We start from the raw sequence: 16,341 nt of genomic DNA, 5'->3' as shown, positions 1-16,341 counted from the left end.
GCCCGGATCGGGATTCCTCCTGCGCACGGCTTGATCGCCGATCAAATGGGATGAAGCCCCTGGCCACAGCGCATTCCGCTCATTTGACAGCGTGCTGAGCCCACGGATAGGAAGCAGCCGGTAGAAGTCGAGAGGTGGACTGTGTACGAGCCGAACGTGGTCGGGGACTGGCACGAGTACGACGAGCATGCCGGCCTGCGCGTCCGCGTCCACCGTCTGGAGCAGGCGGAGCCGCCCCGGGGACGCGACGACGCCGCCGAGGGGCTGACGTACTTCACCCTCCGGGTGACCGTCGAGAACCGTGGCGGGGAGAGCGTCGAAGTTCACCTGGAGGACGGGCAGATCGACGTGCGGATCGGGTCCGAAGGCGAGAGCGCCTTCATCGACTGGCGCAACTCGCAGTTCATCGAGGGCTTCGACGTCTACCCGCTGCGCCGCGCCACCGCCGTCCTGTACGCCGCCGGACCCGAGGCCGCGCTCGGCCAGGTCGATGTGCAGATCCAGCTGCGTGTCGACGAGGAGTGGGCCGGGCGGCGGATGTGGGTCGGCGGCGTCGGCCTGCCCGAGGGACCCGCCGGGGCCCCCGCCGCGGTCCGCGACAGCCTGGCCCGCCAGGTGAGCAAGTTCCTGCGCGACCAGGCCGAAGAGGGCACCGGCCCCGCCTGACGTGTGGCCCGGCGCCCCGCCCCGCTCAGTGCGGGATGCGGTCGATGATCTCGCGGGCGCCCTGACGCAGCAATGCGACGGCCACCGAGGTGCCGAGCGTGGCCGGGTCGAGGCGGCCCGCCCACTCGTGGGCGTTCAGCCGGGTCTTGCCGTCCGGAGTGAACACGCAGGCGCGCAGGGAGAGTTCGCCGCCGCGGTCCACCCGGGCGAACCCGGCGATGGGGCTGTTGCAGTGACCCTGCAGGACGTGCAGGAACATCCGCTCGGCGGTGGCCTCCCGATGGGTGGCCGGGTCACCGAGCCCGCTGACGACGTCGATCAGCTCGCTGTCGCCCTCACGGCACTGGAGGGCGAGGATGCCCGCGCCGATCGGCGGCATCATCGTCTCCGGCGACAGGACCTCACTGATCACGTCGGTCCGGCCGATGCGCTCCAGGCCCGACACCGCGAGCAGCAGCGCGTCCGCCTCGCCCGCCGCGAGCTTCGCCAGCCGGCGGTTGGCGTTGCCGCGGAACGGCACGCACTCCAGGTGCGGGTGGGTCGCGGCCAGTTGGGCGACCCGGCGCACCGAGGAGGTGCCGATCCGTGTCCCCGCCGGGAGTTCGTCGAGGGTCAGCCCGCCGGGGTGGACGAGGGCGTCCCGGATGTCGTCGCGCTTCAGGAACGCCGCGAACACGGTGCCGGCCGGGAGGGGCCGGTCCGCCGGGACGTCCTTGACGCAGTGCACCGCCAGGTCGGCCTGGCCGGCCAGCAGCGCCGCGTCGACCTCCTTGGTGAACGCGCCCTTCCCCTCGACCTGGGACAGGTCCCCCATCCACTTGTCGCCGGTCGTCCTCACGGGGACGACCTCGGTGCGCAGACCGGGACGCAGGGTGGCCAACTCCGCGCGGACGCGCTCCACCTGGGCGAGGGCCATGGGCGAGTCACGGGAGACGATGCGGATCAGTTCCGGAACGGACATGCGGGACACGATAGACCCTCGGGAGGGTCACTGTTCCACAGTCAGAGTGAAGCGCGTCTTCTCCTGGGCGCGGGCGCCGAGACGGTCGTAGAAGCGGACGGCGCCCTCGTTCCAGGTGGGTGTCTGCCACTGGATCTCGGTGAGGCCGAGGGTGCGGGCCTCGGCGGTCACCGCGTCCATCAGGAGCGCGCCGAGTCCCAGGCCGCGCTGTCCGGGGACGAGGAACAGGCAGTCCATGTGCAGGTATTCGACGCCGTCCCAGGTGGACAGCGCGGGCACGCAGGTCGCGTAGCCGACGACCTCTCCGCCGGGCGCCTCGGCGACCAGGCAGCGCAACCGGAGGGCCGAGGTGCCGAACAGCAGTGCGTCGAGGCGTGCGGCGAGGTCGGCCGCCGGGGGTGCGGCGCGCTCGTACTCGGCGTGCAGGCGGGCCAGTTCGGCCACCCGGGGCAGGTCGTCGGGGCGGGCGTGGCGCACCACGGGCGCGTCGCTCATCGCGCGGCACCGGCGTAGGTGTCCGCGCTCCACGCGGTGAGACGGGCGGGCAGCGGGCCGGTCCCTGACAGGACGTGCCGGGCGAACGCGTCCCGCTCGTGCGCGAGCAGCACCGCCTCCCACACACAGGGCGCGAGTCCCGCACGGCCGGGGCGCAGCGCCTCGGGCCGTCCCGCCGGGCCCACGAAGATCGCGAGGTCGGCCATGTGGCCCTCGATCCAGGTGTGCAGCAGCACGTAGTCGCCGTCGCCGCCCGCGTGCACGAGCAGCACCGACAGGCCGAGCGAGCCCCGCTCCCGGCCGAGCGCGAGATGGCCCGCGGTGATCCGCAGCGCCGCCTCCGCGTCCTGCTCGGCGACCGTGCGGCCCGGCGCCTCCAGCGCGTACGCCTTCACGAGGTGGCCGGCCACCTCCCGGGTCCCCAACGGCCTTGCCGCACGGTCGTGGTGGCCCTCGGCCAGGGCGAGCAGGCCCTCGGTGTCGACGGCGGACGGCAGTTCCTTCGCAAGATCCATACGGTCATCATCGGACGCCGGGGCCTGATCACACCAGGGGCGGACCGGCCCTGGGGTCGGTCCCGGGGGCCGGACCCGCGTCGCGCTCGGGTACGACTTCCCGGGACCGACCCCGGTCACCGGGTCACGCGTACGCGTCGAAGGTGACGCCGGACGGCTTCGCCGAGTTGAGGTGGTTGCCGAAGTTGGCGTCCTTCAGGCCGAAGCTGGCGCTGCCGAAGTTGTAGGCGCTCAGCTTGTCGCGCACGCCCGCCGGGTAGCCGTTCCAGCCGACCAGCGGCGGGTACTGCCAGGTGCCCTTGTGGTTCTCCGGCGGCTCGTCGTTGGAGTTGGCGAGCCGGAAGCAGTGCGTGCTGATGCCGTCCTTGTGGTAGACGACCTTCGCGTGCGTGCCGTCGAAGCGGACGCCGGAGGCGGCGGTGACGGTGAAGGAGCCGTGGTTGGACGTCGAGACGTACTTCACCGCGTTGTCCTGCACCCACACCACGACGTGCTCCCAGTCGTTGCGGTGCCCGCCGATGCTGCTGCCCGCTATCGCCTGGTCCTTCTCGAAGTACAGGCCGTACAGGTAGGCGCACCAGCCGTTGTTGCACTTGTAGCGCGAGTAGCTGTTGGTGTTGTCCAGGTCCGAGGCGTCCCGGCAGTTGCCGTTGAGGGCGCCGGTCGGGTTGAGGCCGCCGTTGACCGTCCCGTCGGGGCCGATCGCGGGGGTGGAGTAGCAGCCGTCCGTGTCGTAGTCGAACGCCGGCAGATAAGTGCGCTCGCCCGCTTCGGCGTTGGCCGGAAGGGCGGTGGGCGGAGCGGCGTACGCGACCGTGGGGACGGCGACGACGAGCGCGGCGGCACCGGCGAGTCCGGTGAGCCATCTCCTGCGGTGTTTCTTGAACGTGGGTGACGACACTGCGTCCTCCTCAGGACCGGGCGCAGCCGAACGGCTGTGGGGGAATGGGGGGTTCAGCTTCCCCGATCTTCACTTCCGCGCCAAGGGGTCGCGGGCGTCCCGGTGGTGAAGCGCAGCCCAATAAACGGTTTCTGATACCGGGTCAGGAGATGGGCGGGGCGGGGAGGTCGGCCGCCGACTCCTCGGGCGTCAGGTCGGTGCGCAGCCGGAGCCAGGACGGCTGGCGCAGTATCCCCGCCCGGGTCCGGGTGCTGTAGCGGACCTCGCCGACCAGGTGGGGCCGGACCCAGCGGGCGCCCGGCGCCGCCGGAACGGTGTCGAAGGGGCACACCTCGGTCGCGGCGTCCCGCAGCAGCGCCGCCAGTTCGGTGCGCTCGGCCTCGCTCCAGCCGGTGCCCACGCTGCCGACGTACCGCAGGCCGGTCCCGGCGCGCTGGCCGACCAGGACCGCGCCCGGCAGACCGGTGAGCCGGCCCTTGCCGGGCAGCCAGCCGCCGACGAGGACGTCCGCCGTACGCATGTTGCGGATCTTGATCCAGGCCCGGGACCGCAGGCCGGGCTCGTACGGCGAGTCCAGCCGTTTGCAGACCAGCCCCTCCAGGCCGTGGGCGCGGGTCGCTTCCAGGGCCTCGCGGCCGTGCCCGACGAGCGCGCCCGGCGTCGACCAGGTGGGCCCCTCCAGGGCGAGTTCCTCCAGCCGGGACCGGCGCCGGGCGTACGGAACCCGCAGGAGGGACTCGTCCGCCAGGTGCAGCACGTCGAACAGCACCAGGTGGACGGGGGCGGTCGCGGCGAGCCGGGCCGCCTTCGCGGGCGCCTGGGCGAGGCCCATCCGGGACTGGAGCAGCTGGAAGTCGGCACGGCCCTGCCGGTCCAGGGCGAGGATCTCCCCGTCGAGCACGGCGGGGGTGGCACCGAGCGCGGCGCCCAGCGCGCGCAGTTCGGGGTAGGCCGCGGTGATGTCCTCGCCGGAGCGGGCGCGCAGCACGAGGGAGCCGTCACCGGGAACGTAGACCACCGCCCGCTGCCCGTCCTGCTTGGTCTCGTACGCCCAGCGCGCGTCCTGGGCCAGGGGCGGCAGGGTGCCGGGGGTGGCGAGCATGGGGGCGATCAGCGGCAGGGTCACGGGTGACTTGTCGCCGGGCCCGCGCCACGGCACGCCCGCCGCCGGTGGGGTTCCCCTGATCGGAGGCAGCGGCCCGTGCGGCCGCGCGCACCCGGCGGTCAGAAGGGGGCGCCGGGCGGCAGCGGCGGGGCCTGGACGAGGCCCGTCTGGTAGGCGATGACGACCAGTTGGGCGCGGTCGCGGGCGCCCAGCTTGGTCATGGCCCGGTGGACGTGGGTGCGCACGGTCAGCGGGCTCACGAACAGCTTCTCGGCGATCTCGCCGTTGGAGTGGCCCTCGGCCACCCAGGCCATCACCTCCCGTTCGCGCGCGGTGAGCCCGGACAGGTCGTCGGGTGCGGCCAGCCGGGCACCCTCGGCGGGGGAGGTGAGGAACCGGGTGATCAGGGCCCGGGTGGCCAGCGGTGACAGAAGGGACTCGCCCGCGGCCACGACGCGGATGCCGTCGAGGAGGGCGTCGGCGGTGACGTCCTTGCCGAGGAAGCCGCTCGCACCGGAACGCAGCGCGGCGGCGACGTACTCGTCGATCTCGAAGGTCGTCAGGATCAGCACGCGCGTGTCCGACAGGCCCGGGTCGGCGCAGACGGCGGAGGTGGCGGTGAGACCGTCGGTGCCGGGCATGCGGATGTCCATCAGGACGACGTCCGGCCGGTGCCGGCGGGTCAGCTCGACCGCATCGGCGCCGTCGGTGGCCTCGGCGACGACCTCCATGTCGTCGCAGGAGTCGATGAGGATCCGGAAGGTGGCCCGCAGCAGGGCCTGGTCGTCGGCGAGCAGTACGCGGATGGTCATGGCGTCCGTTCTCGGGGTGCGCGGGGCGGGAGGGGGAGGCGGCCGGTGACCCGGAGGCCGCTCTCGGTGGGGTGTCCGGCCCGGAGGGCGCCGCCCACGCAGCGCTGCCAGGGGATGCGCAGGGGCGTCTCCGGCCGGGCCCGTGCCGCGGGCCGGCCGGCGGCATGGCCGAGGGTCCGGGACTGGGCTGGTCCCATGGTGACGGACGGCGGAACGGGTGGTGGGGGCGGCCCGTCGCGTCCGGTCCGGCCCCCCCGGCCGGGGGGGGGGGCGGCGGCATACGGCCATGGAACGGAGGCCTCTCCCTCGGCGGAACGCGGGTACCGCTCCAGGCTCCCGGACGTCACGTCCCCGTGTCGTCGTGCGGTTGCCGCACATCCGCCGTACTCGCCTGGCAGTACGGTCCGCCGCGCCCGTCCGTCGCGAGGGGGACTCCGGCAGGGTCACCACACGCAGGGCAGGTCCACCTCGACGACCGTCGGACCGCCGGCGGGGCTGGTCACCCCCATGGTCCCGTCGAGCGCGGCGACCCGGCGGCGCATGCCCAGGAGGCCCGTTCCGGCGCTCTCGTCGGCGCCCCCGCGGCCCTCGTCGCGTATCCGCACGCCGAGCCCCGAGCGGGTGCGGGCGAGGTGCACCTCGGCCTGGTCCGAGCCGCTGTACTTGGCGGCGTTGGTGAGGGCCTCCGCGACCACGAAGTAGGCGGCGGCCTCCACCGCGGCGGGCGGCCGGGGCCCGTCGTCGAGACCTTCGGCCCGTACGCCGACCCGCAGCCCGCTGCTCGCGGCGAGGGCTCGGGCGGCTCCGACGAGCCCCCGGTCGGTGAGGATCGGCGGATGGATGCCGCGCACCACGTGCCGCAGCTCCAGCAGTGCGTCCTCGGCCTGCTCCTGCGCGTCGGAGAGCAGCTTGCGCGCCGCCTCCGGGTCGCCCCGGTACGCCCGCTGGGCCAGCCCGATCCGCATGGACAGGGCGACGAGGTGGGCCTGCGTGCCGTCGTGCAGGTCCCGTTCGATGCGGCGCAGTTCGGCACCGTGCGCGGCGACGGCGTCGGCGCGGGTCGCGGTGAGCTGCTCGACCCGGCCGGCCAGCAGGGCCTCGGGGGAGGGCCGCAGCAGGGCGGCCGACCAGCGGGCCTCCAGATCGGCGAGCCTGACGATCAGCGGCAGGACGACCGGGGCGCGGCGCAGCAACCCGGCCCAGGGCCCGTCGACGAGCAGAGCGGCCGGCCACAGCGGCAGCACCAGCACCGTCAGCCAGCCGTAGGCGAAGTACGCGAACAGCCAGCGCAGGTCGGTGAGGGTCCCGGGGTCCTTGACCGAGGTGCGCAGCCGCTCGCGGAGGGTGCCGGTGATCGGCTGGTAGGCCTCGGGGATGTCCCGGCCCGTCCAGGAGTCGGTCAGCCGCCGCTTGGCCCCGGCGATCCGGCGGGTGAGCAGCACGGTCTCGGGCACCAGCCAGATCCCGACCACGGCGAGCGCGCCGGTGGCGGTGATGAGCAGGACGGTGATGTAGATGTACGCCCCGAAGGCCATGGCGGCCGCGAGGACGAGGTGAGCCGTGGCCCGCGCAGCCTGTCGCAGCGTCGCACGCATGGGGTGCCGTACCTCTCGTGAGGGGCGGGGGAGGGGAACGGGGTGGGATGGGCGGGGTGCCGCCCGCCCCGGCCGGCGGTGCGGGGTCAGTCCTCGTCGCCCAGTGTCACGACGACCTTCTCCGCGGCGCCGGGCGTGAGGGCGAGCCGGAATGCCCGCTCGGCCTCGGCGAACGGGACGCGGTGGCTGATCAGCTTGGCGAAGCGCTCCTGGTGCTCGACCAGCTCCGGGGTGACCTCGAAGATCTCGGTGGGGTAGCCCTGGGAGGCGATGAGGGTCAGCTCGCTGCGGAGCATGCCGCCGAGGTCGATCTCGGAGCCCTTCTTCTGCACCGCCACCATGACCAGCTTCGCGCCCCACTTGGCGGAGTCGACCACGGTGTTGAAGACGATCGGGACACCGGCGGCGTCGATGAAGATGTCGGTGCCGGGACGGGGCTGGCCGAGGGCGTTGGCGCTCTGCCCGTGCAGTTCGGTGAGCCGCGCGGCCACGTCCTCCCCGGCGGAGTCGATGACGGCGTCCGCGCCGACGGCCAGTGCCTTCTCCAGCCGGGAGGGGATGACGTCGGCGACGACCACGTGCTCCACGCCGCGCAGCTTCAGCCAGATCGCGGCACCGAGGCCGATGGGCCCGGCACCGAAGACGACGACCTTGTCGCCGGGCTTCGCCTCGGAACGGTTGACGCAGTGCCGGGCCACGGCCATCGGCTCGTTCAGCGAGGCGACGGCGAACGGCACGGTGTCGGGGAAGACGGCGACGCTCCTGCCGACCTCGGCGTTCTCGATGAGCAGGTACTCGCTCATCCCGCCGTGGACGCCGCCGCAGCCGATGATGCCGGTCGGCGCGTCCTGCGGGTTGACGACGACGCGGTCGCCCGCCTTGAGGCCGTCGACCTCGGCGCCCACCTCGACGATCTCGCCGGCCGGCTCGTGGCCGAGGGGTACCGGGACCATGTCGCCGCCGAGGTGCGCACGGGCGGGCATGCCGCCCATGTGCAGGAGGGTGACGTCGGTGCCGCAGATGCCGCAGGCGCGGACGCGGACCAGGACGTCCTTGGGGCCCGGCACGGGGCGCTCGGTGTCCACGACGTCGATCGTGCCGACGCCGCCGGTCCGGACGGACTTCATGGTGCTCATGGCGAGCCTTTCTCTTGGCACTGCGGGTGTGAGGTGTCCGCCGGGCCCGGTGCCGGTCGGGGGAGTGAGCCGGCGGCCGGGCCCGCGGGTCGCGCCGGGTCCCCGTCCCCACGGGTTCCGGCGCGGGGGGAGCCGCCTCCGCTCAAAGGGCTCCCGGTCGGTGCGGTCGTCCCTCGCAAGGTCCATCCGTTATTGCTTGAGTTAGGCAAACATATCTCGGTTACTTGAGTCAAGCAAGTGAGTGCTTGGCGGAGGGTGCCGCCGAAGGCGGCCGGTTCGTGGCAGATTTACTTGACGGTAAACGTGCGCAGTAATTTACTTGAGTTACGCAACAAGATGGTAAAGTGTGTCCCATGTCCACCGAACCGCTTCCCATCGCCCCCGCCTCTCCGGAAGTGATCGAGATCGAGCGCGCGCTCACTCGCATCACCTACCTGAGCACGCGCGCCCGTCAGCACGACCGGCTGATGGCGCTGGCCGGCGTTCCCCTGGACCGCGCCGCCGTCGCCCTGCTGCGGCAGGTCGCCGACTCCGAGCCGCTGCGGCCGGGCGAGCTGGCCCAGCGCCTGGGTGTGGAGGCCTCGCACGTGACCCGCACGGTGCAGCAGCTCCAGAAGTCCGGCTACGTGACCCGGGTCCCCGACCCCGACGACGGCCGGGCCCAGCGGATCCAGCTCACCGACGCCGGCCGCGAGGCGGTCGACCGGGTCCGTGACGCGGGCGCCCGCGGCATGCAGCTGGCCCTGGCCGAGTGGTCCCCGGAGGAACTGCGCCAGCTCTCCACCCTCTTCCACCGCATGGTCGACGACTTCCTCACCCACGCCGTCGACGAGGACACCGAGCAGCCGACCGGAGCACGGACGGGCGGCGCCTGACCGCGCCGGGCCCCCGATGCCGGTCCCGCCCGGACCCGCCGAGCCGCCGGGACCCCACCCGCGGAGCGTTTCCTACTCTCCCGTAATATCGCGCGCCAGGCCGTCAGAGGAGAGAGCCGTGTCCCGGTCCCACCGTTCACCCCTGTTGCTCGCGGGCCTCCTGGCCTCCGCGGGCATCGCCCACTTCGCCGCGCCGCGCACCTTCGACGCGATCGTGCCGCGCGCCCTGCCGGGCTCCCCGCGGAACTGGACGTACGCGAGCGGTGCCGTCGAGCTGGCCCTGGCCGCAGGTCTCGCCCTTCCCGCGACCCGCAGGAGGACAGCGCTGGCGACGGCCGCGTTCTTCGTCGGCGTCTTCCCCGCCAACGTCAAGATGGCCGCGGACTGGCGCCACCACCCCGCCCCGCTCAGGGCCGCCGCCGTAGGCCGGCTGCCCCTTCAGGTGCCCCTCGTGCTGTGGGCCCGCAACGTCGCACGGAACGCGCGGAAGACGGAGGGAGCCTCGTGAGCAAGGCACCCGAGACCGGTGACCTGGTCGAAGACTTCGCACTGCCGGACGAGACCGGGACGGTCCGCAAGCTCACCGAGCTGCTCGCCGAAGGACCCGTCGTCCTCTTCTTCTATCCCGCCGCCCTCACCCCCGGCTGCACCGCGGAGGCCTGTCACTTCCGCGACCTGGCCGCCGAGTTCGCGGCCGTGGGCGCGCGTCCCGTCGGCATCAGCGGCGACTCCGTCGACCGGCAGCAGGAGTTCGCCGGCCGGCACACGCTCGGCATGCCCCTGCTGTCCGACGCCGACGGCACCGTGCGGGAACGGTTCGGCGTGAGGCGCGGCTTCTCCCTGGCCCCCACCAGGCGCGTCACCTTCGTGATAGGCCAGGACCGCACCGTCCTGGCGGCCGTGCGCAGCGAGCTGCGCATGAACACCCATGCCGACCGCGCCCTGGAGGTGCTGCGCGCCCACAGCTCCTGAGAACGGGAGGGCCCGGCCCGCCGCGGTTGATGCGGCGGGCCAAAGGGACCATTCTGGACGGCATGGAGCAAGTCGCCGCTGCGGCTGTCGTCGATGTACGGGGCATCGTGACGGGCTGGAGCGAGGGAGCCCGCCGGCTGACCGGCCGCACGGCCCAGGACGCGGTGGGCCGGCCGGCGGCCGACCTGCTCGCCGAGGCCCTTCCGGCGCGCGGGGACGGGGCCTGGACCGGCCCCGTCGTCGTACGGCACCGCGACGGCCACCCGGTCACCGTCACCGTGACCGCCTGCCCGGTCCTCGGCCCCGGCGGCGAGCCCGCGGGCCTGGCCCTCACCGCCGTACCGCCGTCCCCGGACCCGGACCCGGACCCGGAACCGACCGTCGGGGAGCGCGCCTTCCAGCAGGCCTCCATGTCGATGTCGGTCTTCGACCCCGGCCAGCACTATCTGCGGGTCAACGACGCCGCCTGCCATGTGATGGGCGTGCCCGAGGAGGCCCTGCTCGGCCGCCCCTTCCCGGATACCGTGGAGGACGCCGAGCACAGCCGCGGCTTCAACTGGCACCTGCGCCATGTCTGCGAGACGGGCCGGCCGGTCCGCTACGAGAGCTTCACCGGCGCCCCGGCCCTGAACCGGGAACACGCCTGGAGCATCGAGATGTGGCCGGTCCGGGACGCGGCGGGCAACATCCTCGGCACCGCCCTGGCCGCGCTCGACAGCACCGAGCAGTACTGGGCGCGGGAGCGGCTGGCGCTCCTGAACGAGGCCGCGGCCGCCATCGGCACCACCCTGGACGTGGTGCGCACGGCCGAGGAACTGATCGGCGTCGTGGTGCCGCGGTTCGCCGACTTCGCCAGCGTGGACCTGTTCGACTGGGTGCTGGGCGCCGACGAACCGCCGCCGGTGCCGCCCGGCGAGGGGGTGGAGCTGCGGCGCGTCGCCCACGGCTCCGTCACCGAGGGCACCCCGGAAGCGGCCGTACACCTGGGAGAGGCGGACCTCTACCCGGTGTTCTCCCCGGTCGCGCGGGCGTTGCGGGAGGGCCGTGCGGTCGTCAGTCAGGCGGGCGAGCCGCCGTTCATGCGGTGGGTCGAGGACCGCAACGCCCGAGCACCGAAGGGACGCCCCCACCGCGAGGGCGTCCACTCGATGATGGCGGTGCCGCTGCGAGCCCGCGGCACCACCCTGGGCGTCGCCGTCGCCGTACGCGTCGCCCAGCCGGACGACTACGCGGCCGACGACGCCGTCTTCGCCGAGGAACTCGCCAGCCGCGCCGCCGTCTGCGTCGACAACGCCCGCCGCTTCGCCCGCGAACGCACCACCGCCCTCGCCCTCCAGCACAGCCTGCTCCCGCGCGGCCTGCCCGGCCAGGTGGCCGTCGAGGTCGCCCACCGCTATCTGCCGAGCGGCTCCACCGCGGGCATCGGCGGCGACTGGTTCGACGTGATCCCGCTCTCCGGCAGCCGGGTCGCCCTCGTCGTCGGCGACGTCGTCGGGCACGGTATCCCGTCCGCCGCGACCATGGGCCGCCTCTGCATGGCCGTCCGCACCCTCGCCGACGTCGACCTCCCGCCCGACGAACTCCTCACCCACCTCGACGACCTCGTCACCCACCTCGCGGCCTACGACGGCGGCGAGGACGTCGCGGAACTGGGCGCCACCTGTCTGTACGCCGTCTACGACCCGGTCACCCGCCGGCTCACCCTGGCTTCCGCCGGCCATCCCGCACCCGCCCTCGTCCTGCCCGACGGCACGGCCGGCCTGGTCCGGATGTCCCCCGGCCCGCCGCTCGGCGTCGGCGGGCTGCCCTTCGAGGCGGTCGAGCTGGAACTGGCCGAGGGCACCGTCGTCGCGCTCTACACCGACGGTCTGATAGAGGACCGAGACCGCGACATCGACCGCTCCACCACCGAGCTGTGCAACGCGCTGACCGCGCCCGCCGCCTCCCTCGACGCCCTCTGCGACACGGTGCTCAAAGCGGTTCTGCCGGAGGAGCCCAGCGACGACGTGGCCCTGCTGGTGGCCCGCACCCGCGCGCTCGGTGCCGAGCAGGTCGCCACCTGGGACGTGGACCCGGACCCCGCCCAGGTGGCCGCCACCCGGCAGGCCGCCACCGAACAACTCGCCGCGTGGGGACTGGAGGAGACGGCGTTCGTCACCGAACTCGTCGTCAGCGAACTCGTCACCAACGCCATCCGCTACGGCGAACCCCCCATCCAGCTACGGCTGATCCGCGACCGCACCCTCATCTGCGAGGTGTCCGACGGCAGTTCCACCTCCCCGCACCTGCGCCGCGCCCACGCCTTCGACGAGGGAGGACGCGGCCTGCTGCTGGTCGCCCAGCTCACCCAGCGCTGGGGCAGCCGGCAGACGGGCCGCGGCAAGACCATCTGGTGCGAGCAGACGCTGACGCCGTCGTTCTGAGCGGACGGCACGGCGCTGCCCGAAGACGCCCCCGCTCAGGCCCCGGCGGCCACCTGGGCCAGGGTCCGCCCGGTGCGGACCGACCGGGCCCGGCGCGGGTTCGGCGTGCCGTGCCCGTGTCCGGTGCCGCCGCCCGCCTTGACCAGCAGCCAGTCGTCCTCGCCCTTGAACCGGGTGAGGGCGTAGGTGCCCCGCAGTTTCGCACCGTGCAGCCGGAACGACACATGCCCTCGGCGCAGGCCCTCCTCGAAGTCGGCGTCGGGGCCGAGCGGCTCGTACGTCCCGTGGTCCCACACGATGACGGTCCCGCCCCCGTACTCGCCCTGCGCGATCACCCCTTCGAAGTCCTCGTAGTCCAGCGGATGGTCCTCCGTCGGCACGGCGAGCCGCTTGTCCTTCGGCCGCGCGGACGGGCCCCTCGGCACCGACCAGGACTTCAGGACGTCACCCACCTGGAGCCGGAAGTCGAAGTGCAGCGTGCTCGCGTCATGGATCTGCACGACGAACCGGGGCCTCCCGCGCCTGGCGGGCGCCCGGTCTCCGGACGGCTCGCCGGTCCGGTCGAAGTCGCGCTTCCCGCGGTAGTCGCTGAGCCGTGCCCGCTCGTCCATTCGGTCCTCCATCCGGTCCTCCATCCGGTCCCTTCCGGTCCTCCGTCCGGTCCTTCTTCCGGGATGTGCCGGGTACCCGCGGCCCCGGCACGGAACTCGGCCCGGCTCAGAACTCCTCGTGAACCTCCGGATCACCGCCCAGCCGCCGGGGCACACGGTCCGCGATCGCCGCCATCTGTGCCGCGCCCAGCTCGAAGCCGAACACGTCCAGGTTGGCCCGCTGCCGCTCCGGGTCCGCCGACTTCGGAACGGGCACCGCGCCGAGCTGGAGGTGCCAGCGCAGGACGGCCTGGCCGGGGGTGACGCCGTGGGCCTCGGCGACGGAGATCACGGCCGGATCGTCCAGCAGGGCCGAGCCGCGCCCCAGCGGGCTCCAGCTCTCCGTGACGATGCCCTTCGACTCGTGGAAGGCGCGCAGCGCGTCCTGCGGGAAGAGCGGGTGCACCTCGATCTGGTTGACGGCGGGCAGGACGCCCGTCTCCTTCTCCAGCCGCTCGATGTGACCGGCGGTGAAGTTGGAGACGCCGATCGACCGGACCAGCCCCTCCTCCCGGAGCTTGATCATGGCCCGCCAGGAGTCGACGTACTTGTCGACGCGGGGCAGCGGCCAGTGGATCAGGTACAGGTCCACCCGGTCGACGCCGAGCCGCCGGCGGGACTCCTCGAAGGAGGCCAGGGTCTCGTCGTAGCCGTGGTGGCGGCCCGGGAGCTTCGTGGTCACCACGATCTCCTCGCGCGGCACGTCCGCGCGGGCGATCCCGCGGCCCACGCCGGTCTCGTTGCGGTAGTTCGTCGCCGTGTCGATCAGGCGGTAGCCCCGGCCGAGCGCCCCGGCCACCGCCTCCTCCGCCTGCGCGTCGTCCATCGGCCAGGTGCCGAGACCGACGGCCGGGAGCGTCGTTCCGTCGTTGAGCGTGTGGGCGGGGATGTGGTTCACCATCGGGCCTTCCCTCGGCTGTGTCGTCCCTCCAGCCTCACCGACAGGCCGGGGATCGATCAACCGGAGCGGCGGGGACGAGGGCGGAGGCGCTGTCGTCACGTCGGCGATTCGCTGACACGATCTTCGGGGAGCCGTACCGGTGACGAGGACGAGCGGAGCGCGCATGACGACCGAGTTCGACAGCGAGGCGAGGGACATGGCGACGGATGCGGCGGTGGAGGACAGTGTGCGGGCCGCGGGACTGACGCTCCGGCCGGCCGCCGGGCACATCGGCGCCGACATCGAGGGCGTCGACCTGGCCGCCGGACTCGACGACGCGCAGGTCGCCGCGATCCGGGCGGCGGTGCTGCGCTGGAAGGTGGTCTTCTTCCGCGGGCAGCGGCTGGACCACGCCGGGCATGTGGCGTTCGCCCGCCGGTTCGGCGAACCGGTCGTCCTGCGCAAGCGCGGCAGCGCCTCCCCGGCGGACTTCCCCGAGATCGAGACCACCGCCGACCGGCTGGAACTCGGCGGCCGGTTCGGCATGGACCACGAGGAGTGGCTCAGGCGCCGCCGGCACACCCTGCTGCGCGGCTGGCACTGCGACCACGGCGCGCGCGTCGACCCGCCCGCCGCGACGATCCTGCGCGCCGAGACCGTCCCCCCGTACGGCGGCGACACCACCTGGTCCAACCTGGCCGCCGCGTACGCCGGACTGTCCGCGCCGCTGCGGCGGTTCGTCGACGGACTGCGCGCCGAACACCGCCTCGGCGTCGGCTACCAGCCCCGCGCCGGCGACGACGCCTACGTCCGTCACCTCCTCGACCACCAGGTGGCCTCCGTGCACCCGCTGGTACGGGTCCACCCCGAGACGGGCGAGCGGGTCCTGTACGTCAACGGCTACTACGTCGAGCAGATCACCGACCTCTCGCGCGCGGAGAGCGCGGCGATCCTGGAACTGCTGCTGGAGGAGGCGACCCGCCCCGAGTACACGGTCCGCTTCCGCTGGGAACCGGGCAGCGTCGCCTTCTGGGACAACCGCGCCACCATCCACCTCGCCCCCAGCGACAACACCCACCTCGGCTTCCCCCGCACCATGCACCGCGTGATGCTCACGGGAGACATCCCGGTCGGGGTGGACGGCAGGCCGTCGGAGCCGGTCACGGGAGTCGAGCCCGGCCGCTGGTGAGGCCGCCCGGCGGCGGACGCCTGGCACGCCCCCGCCGCCTGCACGGGCCGCAGGCGAGCCGTCATGCCGACACGCCGGCCCGACTCAGATCCCCGGCTGCCACCCCAGCGCCGGTCCCAGCCTCGTCGCCATGTCGGTGAGGATCTGTACGTAGTCCTCGGGGGCGAAGGTGAAGGGGAGGGCGAAGGCGACCTCGTCGATCTCGCGGAACGCGGCATGGGCGCGCAGGCGTTCGGCCAGCTCGGCGGAGGTGCCGACCAGGTCGGGGGCGAACAGGAGCCGACCGGGGCCCTGCGGGGACGTGGTGCGGGCCAGGCGCCGGGCGGCGAACTCCTCGTACTTCGCGCGCTGTCCGGGGGTGGCGGAGTCGGTGGGGATGACGACGAGGCCCTGGGAGACGCGGGCCGCGTCGCCGTCGGGGTGCGCGGCGCGGAAGGCACGCACCAGGGCGAGCTGGATGTCGGCGAAGTCCCGTGCGCCGTCGGGACCTTCGGCCTTCACGACGCTGCTGGTCAGGAAGTTCATGCCGTTCTCCCCGGCCCAGCGCGCCGAGCCGAGGCTGCCGCCGCCGTACCACAGGCGGCTGCCCAGGCCGGGGGAGTGGGGCTGCACACGGTCGGAGAACACCTCGAAGCCCTCGGTGCCGCTGAAGCCGGTGGCGGGCTCGCCGCGCACCAGGTCGAGCAGCCGTCGCGCCCTGCCGTATCCGAAGTCCTCGGCGTCCGCGGTGTCCGGGTACAGCGTCTGTCTGACCCGGTCGTAGTGCATCGGCGGGCCGACGCTCACCCCCGGATTGAGCCGGCCCCCGGACAGCACGTCGACGGTCGCCAGGTCCTCCGCCAGCCGCAGCGGGTTCTCCCAGCCCAGCGGGATCACCGCGGTGCCCAGCTCGATCCGGCTGGTGCGCTGGGAGGCCGCCGCGAGGACGGCGACGGGGGAGGAGATGCCGTACTGGAGGTGCCGGTGGCGCAGCCAGGCGCTGTCGAAGCCCAGCCGCTCGCCCAGCTCGATGATCTCCAGCGTGGTCTCGTGCCCGCGGCGCGGGTCGGCCTCGTCGAACAGGCCGATGGTGAGGAAGCCCAGTTTGCGCAGCGGGCGTGGGGTGGACGGCATCGGTTCCTCCATCGTCGACGGCGGGCACCGCCGTACACCGGTATTTCCATGGT

At 73.5% G+C, this 16,341-nt stretch carries 17 protein-coding genes; 6 read left to right on the top strand and 11 right to left on the bottom strand.

Annotated elements, in window-relative coordinates; translation table 11 throughout:
- Window positions 1–141 precede the first annotated feature (141 nt).
- Entirely contained in the window at window positions 142–666 is a 525-nt protein-coding gene (locus tag ACFWJX_RS10115) for a hypothetical protein (protein ID WP_383239594.1), read from the top strand.
- Between the two features lie 25 nt (window positions 667–691).
- Here the strand turns inward: ACFWJX_RS10115 and hemC are convergent, their stop codons facing one another.
- The 8 genes from hemC to ACFWJX_RS10075 form a co-directional block, all read right to left on the bottom strand.
- A complete protein-coding gene (gene hemC, locus ACFWJX_RS10110) occupies window positions 692–1,627 on the bottom strand; it encodes a hydroxymethylbilane synthase (RefSeq protein WP_383239591.1) in 936 nt (311 codons plus the stop codon).
- Window positions 1,628–1,654: 27 nt separating this feature from the next.
- Window positions 1,655–2,122 (bottom strand): GNAT family N-acetyltransferase, encoded by a 468-nt coding sequence (locus ACFWJX_RS10105; protein WP_383239588.1) that lies wholly within the window; start codon window positions 2,120–2,122, stop codon window positions 1,655–1,657.
- Window positions 2,119–2,637 (bottom strand): hypothetical protein, encoded by a 519-nt coding sequence (locus ACFWJX_RS10100; RefSeq protein ID WP_383239585.1) that lies wholly within the window; start codon window positions 2,635–2,637, stop codon window positions 2,119–2,121. Before ACFWJX_RS10100 ends, ACFWJX_RS10105 begins: the two co-directional genes overlap by 4 nt.
- Before the next feature lie 124 nt (window positions 2,638–2,761).
- On the bottom strand, window positions 2,762–3,538 hold the full coding sequence (locus tag ACFWJX_RS10095; protein ID WP_383239583.1) for an NPP1 family protein: 777 nt from the start codon (window positions 3,536–3,538) through the stop codon (window positions 2,762–2,764).
- A 142-nt stretch (window positions 3,539–3,680) separates the two neighbouring features.
- Window positions 3,681–4,664 (bottom strand): non-homologous end-joining DNA ligase, encoded by a 984-nt coding sequence (gene ligD / locus ACFWJX_RS10090; RefSeq protein ID WP_383239580.1) that lies wholly within the window; start codon window positions 4,662–4,664, stop codon window positions 3,681–3,683.
- Window positions 4,665–4,762: 98 nt separating this feature from the next.
- On the bottom strand, window positions 4,763–5,455 hold the full coding sequence (locus ACFWJX_RS10085) for a response regulator (RefSeq protein ID WP_383239577.1): 693 nt from the start codon (window positions 5,453–5,455) through the stop codon (window positions 4,763–4,765).
- Between the two features lie 443 nt (window positions 5,456–5,898).
- Complete coding sequence (locus tag ACFWJX_RS10080; RefSeq protein WP_383239575.1) at window positions 5,899–7,050, bottom strand: histidine kinase; 1,152 nt, start codon at window positions 7,048–7,050, stop codon at window positions 5,899–5,901.
- An 86-nt stretch (window positions 7,051–7,136) separates the two neighbouring features.
- Complete coding sequence (locus ACFWJX_RS10075) at window positions 7,137–8,186, bottom strand: zinc-binding dehydrogenase (protein WP_383239572.1); 1,050 nt, start codon at window positions 8,184–8,186, stop codon at window positions 7,137–7,139.
- Between the two features lie 353 nt (window positions 8,187–8,539).
- On the opposite strand from ACFWJX_RS10075, the gene ACFWJX_RS10070 reads away from it, so the two are divergent.
- The 4 genes from ACFWJX_RS10070 to ACFWJX_RS10055 all read left to right on the top strand — a co-directional run bounded on the left by ACFWJX_RS10070 (window position 8,540) and on the right by ACFWJX_RS10055 (window position 12,456).
- On the top strand, window positions 8,540–9,061 hold the full coding sequence (locus ACFWJX_RS10070) for a MarR family winged helix-turn-helix transcriptional regulator (RefSeq protein ID WP_383239570.1): 522 nt from the start codon (window positions 8,540–8,542) through the stop codon (window positions 9,059–9,061).
- A 118-nt stretch (window positions 9,062–9,179) separates the two neighbouring features.
- A complete protein-coding gene (locus ACFWJX_RS10065; RefSeq protein WP_383239567.1) occupies window positions 9,180–9,569 on the top strand; it encodes a DoxX family protein in 390 nt (129 codons plus the stop codon).
- Window positions 9,566–10,033, top strand: a complete 468-nt coding sequence (locus tag ACFWJX_RS10060) for a peroxiredoxin (RefSeq protein WP_383239564.1) — start codon at window positions 9,566–9,568, stop codon at window positions 10,031–10,033. Before ACFWJX_RS10065 ends, ACFWJX_RS10060 begins: the two co-directional genes overlap by 4 nt.
- 62 nt (window positions 10,034–10,095) lie before the next feature.
- Window positions 10,096–12,456 (top strand): SpoIIE family protein phosphatase, encoded by a 2,361-nt coding sequence (locus ACFWJX_RS10055; protein WP_383239561.1) that lies wholly within the window; start codon window positions 10,096–10,098, stop codon window positions 12,454–12,456.
- A gap of 35 nt (window positions 12,457–12,491) precedes the next feature.
- Here the strand turns inward: ACFWJX_RS10055 and ACFWJX_RS10050 are convergent, their stop codons facing one another.
- Both ACFWJX_RS10050 and ACFWJX_RS10045 read right to left on the bottom strand, forming a co-directional pair.
- Window positions 12,492–13,067 carry a DNA polymerase ligase N-terminal domain-containing protein gene (locus ACFWJX_RS10050; RefSeq protein WP_383239721.1) on the bottom strand — a complete coding sequence of 192 codons (576 nt, stop codon included), beginning with the start codon at window positions 13,065–13,067 and terminating at the stop codon, window positions 12,492–12,494.
- A gap of 106 nt (window positions 13,068–13,173) precedes the next feature.
- Window positions 13,174–14,004: an aldo/keto reductase gene (locus ACFWJX_RS10045; protein WP_383239718.1), complete on the bottom strand. Its 831-nt coding sequence runs from the start codon at window positions 14,002–14,004 to the stop codon at window positions 13,174–13,176.
- 199 nt (window positions 14,005–14,203) lie between these two features.
- Between ACFWJX_RS10045 and ACFWJX_RS10040 the strand changes: the two genes are divergently transcribed.
- Complete coding sequence (locus ACFWJX_RS10040) at window positions 14,204–15,175, top strand: TauD/TfdA dioxygenase family protein (protein ID WP_383239715.1); 972 nt, start codon at window positions 14,204–14,206, stop codon at window positions 15,173–15,175.
- 84 nt (window positions 15,176–15,259) lie between these two features.
- On the opposite strand, the gene ACFWJX_RS10035 is transcribed toward ACFWJX_RS10040, so the two are convergent.
- Complete coding sequence (locus tag ACFWJX_RS10035) at window positions 15,260–16,288, bottom strand: LLM class flavin-dependent oxidoreductase (RefSeq protein ID WP_383239558.1); 1,029 nt, start codon at window positions 16,286–16,288, stop codon at window positions 15,260–15,262.
- Window positions 16,289–16,341 lie beyond the last annotated feature (53 nt).

It is taken from the genome of Streptomyces sp. NPDC058335, from assembly GCF_042723915.1.
Classification (GTDB): Bacteria; Actinomycetota; Actinomycetes; order Streptomycetales; family Streptomycetaceae; genus Streptomyces.
The sequence above is the reverse complement of the archived record's forward strand: the minus strand, read 5'-3'. Positions and strand labels throughout refer to the sequence as shown.